The following is an 8,985-nucleotide window of genomic DNA, read 5'->3' as shown; positions in this document are numbered from 1 at the left end:
CCGCTCTTTCCTGCCCTGGCTACTTCTTGCTGGCATCAGGTGCCGTGTCTTGTGGGTTGGCGGCCTTTCTAAAATCTCCCCCTATGTCCCATCTCGCCTACACCCGCGCCCAGCAACTGCCGGCCATCCTGGCCGAACGCATCGCCATCCTCGACGGCGCGATGGGCACCATGATCCAGCGCTTCAAGCTGACCGAAGCGCAGTACCGCGGCGAACGCTTCAAGGACTTCCACAAGGATGTCAAGGGCAACAACGAGCTGCTCTCGCTGACCCGACCCGATGTGATCACCGACATCCACGAGCGCTACCTCGCGGCCGGTGCCGACCTGATCGAGACCAACACCTTCGGCGCCACCACGGTGGCGCAGGAGGACTACGAGATGGCCCACCTGGCGCGCGAGATGAACTTGGAAAGCGCCAAGCTGGCCCGCGCGGCCTGCGACAAGTTCAGCACGCCCGACAAGCCCCGCTTCGTGGCCGGCGCGCTGGGGCCCACGCCCAAGACCGCCAGCATCAGCCCCGACGTGAACGACCCCGGCGCGCGCAACGTCGACTTCGAGACGCTGCGCCAGGCCTATTACGAGCAGACCGAAGCCCTGGTCGAGGGCGGGGCCGACGTGATCCTTGTGGAGACCATCTTCGACACGCTCAACGCCAAGGCCGCGCTGTTCGCCGTGGACGAGTACTTCGAGGCCAGCGGCCAGCGCCTGCCCATCCTGATCAGCGGCACCGTGACCGATGCATCCGGCCGCATCCTGTCGGGCCAGACCGTCACGGCCTTCTGGCACAGCGTGCGCCATGCCCAGCCGCTGGCCATAGGCCTGAACTGCGCGCTGGGCGCCGCGCTGATGCGGCCCTACATCCAGGAACTGAACCGCGTCGCGCCCGACACCTTCATCAGCTGCTACCCCAACGCCGGCCTGCCCAACCCAATGAGCGACACCGGCTTCGACGAGACGCCGGCCGACACCTCCAAGCTGCTGCACGAGTTCGCGGCCGAGGGTCTGGTCAACATCGTGGGCGGCTGCTGCGGCACCACGCCCGAGCACATCGCGGCCATCGGCCAGGCCGTGGCGCCGGTGGCCACGCGCGCGGTGCAGCGGCGTGCGGCGTTCTACGCCGCCGCGGCCTGAACGCGCCGCCATGGCCTTCGCGTTCCCCCACGGCTTCGCCGGCCAGCCGGAGATCGACGAGGCCTACGACCCGTTCCGCCGGGCCCACGATGCCGCGGCGTCGAACCGCCATTTCGCCGAGCGCAGCGAAGAGGCCCGGCGCCTGCTGCCGCACCGGCTCGGCGTGCCCTACGGCCCCACGCTGGCCGAGACGCTGGACATCTTCCCGGCCGCGCAGCCCGGCGCGCCCGTGTTCTTCTTCGTCCACGGTGGCTACTGGCGCGCGCGTGCGGCGCGTGATTTCCACTGCGTGGCCCTGGGCCCGCAGGCCATGGGCTTCACCACGGTGGTGATCGACTACGCGCTGTGCCCCACGGTCACGCTGGACGAGCTGGTGCGCCAGGTGCGTGCGGCCGCCGCGTGGACCGTGCGCCACATCGCCGAGTTCAACGGCGACCCGGGCCGCATCGTCATCGGCGGAAGCTCGGCCGGTGGCCACCTGGGCGCCATGCTCTTGACCACGCCCTGGCGTACCGACTACGGCCTGCCCGAGGACCCCTTCGCGGGTGCCGTGCTGCTCTCGGGCCTGTACGACATCGCGCCGCTGCGCTACAGCTACCTGCAGCCGCTGATCCAGCTGGATGAGGGCAGCGTGCGCCGCAACTCGCCCGTGCAGCATGTGCGGCCCTGCGCCACGCCGCTGCTGCTGGCCTGGGGCGACGTGGAACAGGCCGCCTTCGCGCAGCAGTCCCAGGGCCTGCACGCGGCCTGGCAGCAGGCCGGCAACCGCAGCGAACTGCTGGCGCTGCCCGGTGCCGACCACTTCGAGGCCATGGTGCCGCTGGAGCAGACCGACAGCGCGCTGTGCCGCGCGCTGCGCGGCTTCGTCGGCGGGTAGAGCAGGGCGGGCACGCGGCCTGCTAGACCCAGCCGCGCCCTTGTTGACCCGCCCACGCATGACCACCCCCCATTTCACCGAGCCGACCACCGGCTACTGGCAGCAGATCCTGCCTGCCACCGCGGCCGGCCCGGCCGACGGGCCCTGGCAATACGGTTACCCGGCGCGCCTGCCGGACGGCCGTGTGCTCGTGCTCCCGATCCGCCAGATGGCGGGCCAGCCGGACCACGCCGTGGCCTCGCTGATCTGCAACCAGGCCGCGCTCGACGTCATCGACGCGCTCGGCGAACTGCTGGCCGAGCGGCTCGCCCCGCTGCAGCCCGAGGTGGTGGTGGGCGTGCCCACCCTGGGCCTGTCCTTCGCGCCCATCGTGGCGCGCCGGCTCGGCCTGTCGCGCATGGTGCCGCTGGGCTACTCGCGCAAGTTCTGGTACGACGAGGCGCTCTCGGGCGCGGTGCAGTCCATCACCACGCCCACGGCCGGCAAGCGCGTCTACCTCGATCCCAACCTGCTGCCGCTGGTGCGCGGCAAGCGCGTGGTGCTGGTGGACGATGCGGTCAGCAGCGGCAGCACCATCGCCGCGCCTTGGAACCTGCTGGAGGCGGTGGGCGCCACCGTGCTGGGCGTGGGCGTGGCCATGTGCCAGGGCCGGCGCTGGGCCGAGGTGCTGGGGCCGCAGAGGGCGGCCCGGGTCTTCGGCGTGTTCGACAGCCCGCTGCTGCAGGCGGTGCCAGAGGGCTGGATCCGGCGGGCGTGAAGGCCGGGGGTAGGGCGTTTGGTACGCAACTTGCGTTTCAGGACATCGCCCGCAACGTATCGCAAATCGTATACGTTTTGGTGCATGGCCCGCCCCGGGTCGGTGCACTGCGGCCGCCATCCCCGTCCCCCGGAGCCGCCATGCCCTCTTCGTCGATTCCTTTCCGTTCCATGTCGCGCCGCCGCCTGCTGCAGGCTGCGGGTGCCGCCGCCTGCGGCGCCGTGGCCGCGCCGGTGTTCGCGCAGACGCGCGCCATCGCCATCACGCTGCCCTGGGTCGTGAACGGCTCCAACTACTGGCCCATGGTCGGCAAGGAACTGGGCTACTTCAAGAAGCGCGGCATCGACCTCACGGTCTCGCGCGGCAACGGCTCGGTTGCTGCGGCGCAGGCCGTGGCCAACAAGCAGTTCGATCTGGGCGTGGTGTTCTTCGGCGGCACGCTCGTCAACATGGCGCGCGGCCTGCCGCTGCAGGCCCTGGCCACCGTGGGCTACGACGCGCTCATGGGCAACCTGGTGCTGGCCGATTCGCCCATCCGCGCGCCCAAGGACTTCGAGGGCAAGCGCGTGGGCACGGTCACGACCTCGGCCGAGTCGCCGTACTGGACGGCCTACGCGGCCAAGACCGGCATCGACCTGTCCAAGGTCACGCGCCAGCAGCTGGACGCACGCCTGATCGAGCGCGCGCTGATGGACAAGCAGGTCGACGCCATCACGGCCATCGGCTCGTCCAGCATCCCGGTGCTGGACTCGCTGGGCGTGAAGACGCGCTTCATCCCCTGGGCCACGGCGGGCGTGCAGCTCTACGCGGCCCAGGTCATCGCCCGGCGCGAGACCATCGAGGCCGACCCTGGCCTGTGCCAGGCCATGGTCGACGGCATCCTGGAGTCGGTCGTCTACACACTCAAGAAGCCGGAGGAATCGCTGGAGATGCTCTACAAGGCCCAGCCCGAGATCGCCCTGGCCAAGGGCGGCAAGGAGAACGCCCGGATCGCGCAGGGCCTGGCCCAGGCCACCATGGTCGCGCCCGAGGCCGTCGAACATGGCATGGGCTGGAGCAGCATCCCCACGCTGGCCAGCATGATCTCGCTGGCCGCGCGTGCCGGCGCGCTGACGGCCGACGCCAAGCCGCTGGTGCCCGAAGACCTGGCCACCAACCGCTTCGTCGGCAGGATCAAGCTCAGCGCGGCCGAGTGGGACCAGATCCGCAAGAACGTGGCCCCCTACAACAAGATGCTGGGCCTGGCCTGATGCCCTTCACGCTGCCCACGCGGCCCGAACCGCTGGTGGCCGAGCGCGGCAAGACCGCCCTGGTCGCCATCGACATGCAGAACGGCTACCTCTCGCCGGGCGGCTATCTGGATCTGGCGGGCTTCGACATCACGGGCAGCCCGCCCGTGGTCGCGCGCGCCGCGCGCGTGCTGGCCGCCGCGCGCGCGGCCGGCCTCCTGGTCGTGCACGTGCGCAACGGCTGGACCGAGGGCCTGGCCGAGGCCGGCCCGGCCAGCTCGCCGATGTGGCACAAGTCCAACCCGCTCAAGTACATGCGCGCGCATCCGGGCGCGCAGCTGCTGATCCGTGGCAGCTGGGACCATGCCTTCGTCGAACCCATGCAGCCGTTGCCGGGCGAGCCCATCGTCGACAAGCCGCGCTACAGCGCCTTCGCCGGCACCCACCTGGAAATGATGCTGCGCGCCCACGGCATCACCACGCTGGTGTTCGTGGGCGTCAACACCAATGTCTGCGTGGAGACCGCCGTGCGCGACGCCTTCCACCGCGAGTTCTTCGCCGTGATGGTGGCCGATGCCACCTTGCAGGCAGGCAGCCCCGCCGTGTTCGAGGCCAGCGTGTTCAACATCGAGAAGTTCTTCGGCTGGACCCTGTCCACGGAGGACGCGGTGGCCTGCTTTGAAAGGCTGCCCGCGTGAACGACGGACTGGCACCGCGGCGCATCGTGCTGCCGCTGCTGTTCGCGCTGGCCACGCTGGCGCTGTGGGAGGGCGTGGTGCGCGGCTTCGGCATCCGCGAGGTGCTGCTACCCGCGCCCAGCGCGATCGCGCTGCGCCTGGGCGAGACCTTCCCGCTGCTCCTGCAGCACGCCTGGCCCACGGTGTGGGAAAGCGTGGCGGGTTTCGCCATCGCCTCGGTGCTGGGCGTGGCGCTGGCCGCGCTGCTCTCGACCTCGGCCCTGATGCGCGACATGCTCTACCCCAACGTCGTGCTGTTCCAGCTCATCCCCAAGATCGCGCTGGCGCCGCTGTTCATCGTCTGGCTGGGCATCGGCTTCTCTTCGCGGCTGACCTTCTCGGTCTTCATCAGCTTCTTCCCGGTCGTGATCGCCACGCTGGCGGGCCTGGACCATGTGGACAAGTCGCTGCTGCGCCTGTGCCGCGCGCTGACGGCCACGCCCTGGCAGGTGTTCACGTCGGTCCGGCTGCCGCACGCGCTGCCCTACGTGTTCAGCGGCATGAAGATCGCCACCACCTTCGCCATCATCGGCGTGATCGTGGGCGAGTTCATCACCTCGCAGGCCGGCCTGGGCTACCTCGTGCTGTTCGCGTCGGCCCAGGCCGACACGGCGCTGATCCTCGCGGCCATCCTCGTGTTGTGCGTGTTCGGGCTGGCGTTCTACGGCCTCGTCGCGGGGCTGGAGCGCTGGATGCAAAAGAAGTTCGGCGCCTGATGTCTTCCGTCACCCCTTCCTGGCTGCAGCCGCTCGTCACCCCGGCGGACCGCAGCGGCGCCTACGTGTCCGTGCAGGGCGTCCACAAGACCTACGCCACGCGCAACGGCGCCGTCCAGGCCGTGCAGCATGCCGACTTCGACGTGGCCGAGGGCGACTTCCTGAGCCTGGTCGGCCCCAGCGGCTGCGGCAAGAGCACGCTGATGTCCATGGTCGGCGGGCTGGAGAACCCGAGCGCGGGCCGCATCCTGGTCGGCGGCGCGCCCGTCACGGCGCCGCGCCGCGACTTCGGCTACGTGTTCCAGGACGCCACGCTGCTGCCGTGGAAGAGCGTGCTCGACAACGTGCTGTTTCCGATCCGCACGCAGAAGCGCGTGGTGGCCGACTACCGGGCCGAGGCCGAGCGGCTGCTGCGGGCCACGGGCCTGTGGGACTTCCGCGACAAGCGTCCTGCCGAACTTTCGGGCGGCATGCGCCAGCGCGTGGCGATCTGCCGCGGCCTCATCCACGACCCGCGCCTCTTGATGATGGACGAGCCCTTCTCCGCGCTGGACGCCATCACGCGCGACGACATGAACCTCCTGCTGGCCCAGCTGTGGGACCAGGTGCACAAGACGGCCGTGTTCATCACGCACAGCATCCGCGAGGCGGTCTACCTGTCCGACCGCGTGCTGGTCATGAACGCGCGGCCCTCGCGCATCGTGGCAGACATCCGCGTGCCCTTCGCGCGGCCACGCCGGCCCGAGATGCAGGAGGACCCGGTGTTCAACAGCATCTGCAGCTTCGTGCGCGAGACCATCCATGCCGGGCACGCGCACCGCACCGCCTGAAGCGCCCACGCCGCTGCAGCGTCTGGTGGCCGCGCAGCGTGCGGCGCTGGGCGGGCGCTTTTCCACCGACGACATCGTCGCCGTGCTGCACCAGGCCATCGTGCGCGGCATCTTCCATCCCGGCCAGGCGCTGCGCCAGGACGAACTCGCGGCCGAATTCCAGGTCAGCAAGATCCCGCTGCGCGAAGCCCTGCGCACGCTGCAGGCCCAGGGCTTCGTCGAGCTGCCGCTGAACCGCGGCGCCCTGGTGCAGGCGCCCACGCTGGACCAGCTCAAGGACGCCTTCGAGCTGCGTCTGCTGGTCGAGCCCAGCCTCATGCGCACGGCTGCGCCGCTGCTCACGCGTGCCGAGCTGGACGAGGCCGAGCGCCTGGTGCGCGCCATGGACAAGGCTGGCACCGCATGGGCGTTCAGCGAACTCAACGTGCGCTTCCACGACCTGCTCTACGGCCCGGCGCAGCGCCCGCTGTCCAAGCAGATCCTGGCCATGCTGCAGGGGCACATCCAGCGCATGTCCTTCATGCAGCTCTCGCTGGCCGGCTTCAACCGCAGCTCCAACGAGGACCACCGCGTGGTCCTGGCGGCCTGCCGCGCGGGCGACGCGGAGGCGGCGGCGCGCGCCGTGGCCGGGCATGTGAAGGGCGTGCGCAAGATCGTGCTGGAGCTGGTGGCGCAGCAGGGCCTGGGCTGAGCCACCCCGCCAGAACGGCCGGCATCACTCTTGCATTCAGCGGCACCGTCTTCCGAATGGAGGTGTCGCGATGAGAACAGGCAGATCTCGCTCTGCATCGCGGACCTGGGACGGTGAGCGCCCCCGGTCCGGCCCGGGTTCACGTGCTGACGCGTCAGAGGAGCGGCCGCTGGGCGGGCGCTCCGGCGGCGTGCCCCAGCAGGCGATTTCCGAACGCTGGGACGTGCTGTGCACCCATCTGTACCGCTGCCGGTGCGGTCTGGCGCGGAACTGAGGGCGAATCAATGCGGTGCATGGCGCACCGCTCTGGCGCTCACTCCGGCTCGATCCCGGCTGCCTTGGCCACCTTGCCCCATTTCACCATCTCGCTCGCGATGAAGGCCGCGAACTGCTCGGGCGTGCCACCCACGGGCTCCACGCCGGCCGCCAGCATGCGCTCGCGCACGTCGGGCAGCGCCAGGATGCGCGTGGTCTCAAGCGCGAGCTTCTGCACGGTCGCCTTGGGCGTGCCGGCCGGCGCCAGCAGGCCGCCCCAGGTGCTGGTCTCGTAGCCGGGCAGGCCGGCCTCGGCCACCGTGGGAACGTCGGGAAAGGCCGGCAGGCGCTTGGGCGTGGTCACGGCCAGGGCGCGCAGCTTGCCGGCCTTGATCTGGGCGCTGGTCGCGGCCAAGGTGTCGAACATGAGGGACACGCGGCCGCTCATGAGGTCCGGGTGCGCCAGCGTGCTGCCCTTGTAGGGAATGTGCTGCATCTGCAGGCCGGCCATGCTCTGGAACAGCTCGCCCGAGAAATGCGGCGCACCGCCGTTGCCGCTGGACGCGAAGCTGAGCTGCCCAGGGTTCTTCTTGCCGAAGGCGATCACGTCCTGCATGGTCTTGAACGGCGCGTCGGGTGCCACCACCAGCACCAGCGGCACCGTGTGCGTCTGCACCACGGGCTCGAAGCTCCTGACCGTGTCGAACGGCAACTTCTTGAACATGCTGGGGTTGATGGCATGGCTGCTGGCCACCAGCGCCAGCACATGGCCGTCGGGCGCGCTCTTGGCCACGAAGTCGGTGCCGATCACGCCGGTGGCGCCGGTCTTGTTCTCGATGACCACGGGCTGGCCCCAGGCCTCGGTGAACTTCTGGCCGATCAGGCGCGCGGCCAGGTCGATCGCGCCGCCGGGCGAGGCGGGCACGACGATGGTCATGGGCTTGGTCGGGAAGGTTTGGGCGAAAGCGGGGGCGGCCAGCGCCAGCGTGGCGGCCAGGGCGAATGTTCTGCGTTGCATGTCTCCTCCTCGGTGTTCAGCGGCCCTTGGCCTGGCGCCATGCGGCGAAGTCGGTGCGGCTCTGCTCGTCGGTCGGCGGGTACAGGCCCAGGATGCTGCGGCCCTCCATGACCTTCTCCTGCACGAAGTCCTCGAACACCGTCATCTCGGTGGCCTCCACCGCGATCTCGTCCGCCAGGTGCGCGGGGATCACGACCACGCCGTCGCCATCGCCCACGACCACATCGCCCGGGAAGACGGGTGCGTCGCCGCAGCCGATCGGGCCGTTGATCTCGATGGCCTCGTGCAGGGTCAGGTTGGTCGGCGCGCTGGGGCGCACGTGGTAGGCCGGCATGGCGTACCGCGCGATGTCGGGGCTGTCGCGGAAACCGCCGTCGGTCACCACGCCGGCCACGCCGCGCTGCATCAGCCGCGCCACGAGGATGCCGCCGGCGGAGGCGGCGCGCGCATCCTTGCGGCTGTCGATGACCATCACGGCGCCGGGCGGGCAGTCCTCCACGGCCTTGCGCTGCGGGTGCGCGCGGTTCTGGAAGACTTCGATGCCGTTGCGGTCCTCGCGCGCCGGCATGTAGCGCAGCGTGAAGGCCTCGCCGACCATGGTGGGGGCGGAGGGGTTGAGCGGGCGCACGTCCTGGATCACCTGGTTGCGCAGGCCGCGCTTGAAGAGGGCGGTGCACAGGGTGGCGGTGCTGACCTTCATCAGAAGGTCGCGGGTTTCTTGCTTCATGCGGTGGGTCTCCGG

Annotated in this window: 10 protein-coding genes; 8 read left to right on the top strand and 2 right to left on the bottom strand. The window is 70.2% G+C overall.

Annotation, left to right across the window (positions count from 1 at the left end; genetic code table 11):
• Positions 1–83 precede the first annotated feature (83 nt).
• The 8 genes from IE209_RS12270 (at position 84) to IE209_RS12235 (ending at position 6,970) form a co-directional block, all read left to right on the top strand.
• The gene (locus IE209_RS12270; RefSeq protein ID WP_189687242.1) at positions 84–1,133 is read left to right on the top strand and encodes a homocysteine S-methyltransferase family protein; all 1,050 of its coding nucleotides are present in this window, start codon (positions 84–86) and stop codon (positions 1,131–1,133) included.
• Positions 1,134–1,143: 10 nt separating this feature from the next.
• Positions 1,144–2,010: an alpha/beta hydrolase gene (locus IE209_RS12265; protein WP_189687241.1), complete on the top strand. Its 867-nt coding sequence runs from the start codon at positions 1,144–1,146 to the stop codon at positions 2,008–2,010.
• A 58-nt stretch (positions 2,011–2,068) separates the two neighbouring features.
• The gene (locus IE209_RS12260) at positions 2,069–2,767 is read left to right on the top strand and encodes a phosphoribosyltransferase (RefSeq protein WP_189687240.1); all 699 of its coding nucleotides are present in this window, start codon (positions 2,069–2,071) and stop codon (positions 2,765–2,767) included.
• Positions 2,768–2,937: 170 nt separating this feature from the next.
• Positions 2,938–4,017 (top strand): ABC transporter substrate-binding protein, encoded by a 1,080-nt coding sequence (locus IE209_RS12255; protein WP_189687239.1) that lies wholly within the window; start codon positions 2,938–2,940, stop codon positions 4,015–4,017.
• Entirely contained in the window at positions 4,017–4,694 is a 678-nt protein-coding gene (locus tag IE209_RS12250; protein WP_189687238.1) for an isochorismatase family protein, read from the top strand. Before IE209_RS12255 ends, IE209_RS12250 begins: the two co-directional genes overlap by 1 nt.
• Positions 4,691–5,449, top strand: a complete 759-nt coding sequence (locus IE209_RS12245; protein ID WP_189687237.1) for an ABC transporter permease — start codon at positions 4,691–4,693, stop codon at positions 5,447–5,449. The genes IE209_RS12250 and IE209_RS12245 overlap by 4 nt, the downstream gene beginning before the upstream one ends.
• Positions 5,449–6,279, top strand: a complete 831-nt coding sequence (locus tag IE209_RS12240; protein ID WP_189687236.1) for an ABC transporter ATP-binding protein — start codon at positions 5,449–5,451, stop codon at positions 6,277–6,279. Before IE209_RS12245 ends, IE209_RS12240 begins: the two co-directional genes overlap by 1 nt.
• Positions 6,251–6,970: a GntR family transcriptional regulator gene (locus tag IE209_RS12235; protein WP_189687235.1), complete on the top strand. Its 720-nt coding sequence runs from the start codon at positions 6,251–6,253 to the stop codon at positions 6,968–6,970. The genes IE209_RS12240 and IE209_RS12235 overlap by 29 nt, the downstream gene beginning before the upstream one ends.
• Before the next feature lie 313 nt (positions 6,971–7,283).
• On the opposite strand, the gene IE209_RS12230 is transcribed toward IE209_RS12235, so the two are convergent.
• Both IE209_RS12230 and IE209_RS12225 read right to left on the bottom strand, forming a co-directional pair.
• A complete protein-coding gene (locus tag IE209_RS12230; protein ID WP_189687234.1) occupies positions 7,284–8,243 on the bottom strand; it encodes a tripartite tricarboxylate transporter substrate binding protein in 960 nt (319 codons plus the stop codon).
• 16 nt (positions 8,244–8,259) lie between these two features.
• Positions 8,260–8,970 carry a ribonuclease activity regulator RraA gene (locus IE209_RS12225; RefSeq protein ID WP_189687233.1) on the bottom strand — a complete coding sequence of 237 codons (711 nt, stop codon included), beginning with the start codon at positions 8,968–8,970 and terminating at the stop codon, positions 8,260–8,262.
• Positions 8,971–8,985 lie beyond the last annotated feature (15 nt).

Source organism: Pseudorhodoferax aquiterrae (assembly GCF_014652235.1).
GTDB classification, from domain to species: Bacteria; Pseudomonadota; Gammaproteobacteria; order Burkholderiales; family Burkholderiaceae_C; genus Pseudorhodoferax; species Pseudorhodoferax aquiterrae.
This window is presented reverse-complemented; position numbering and strand designations above follow the sequence as displayed.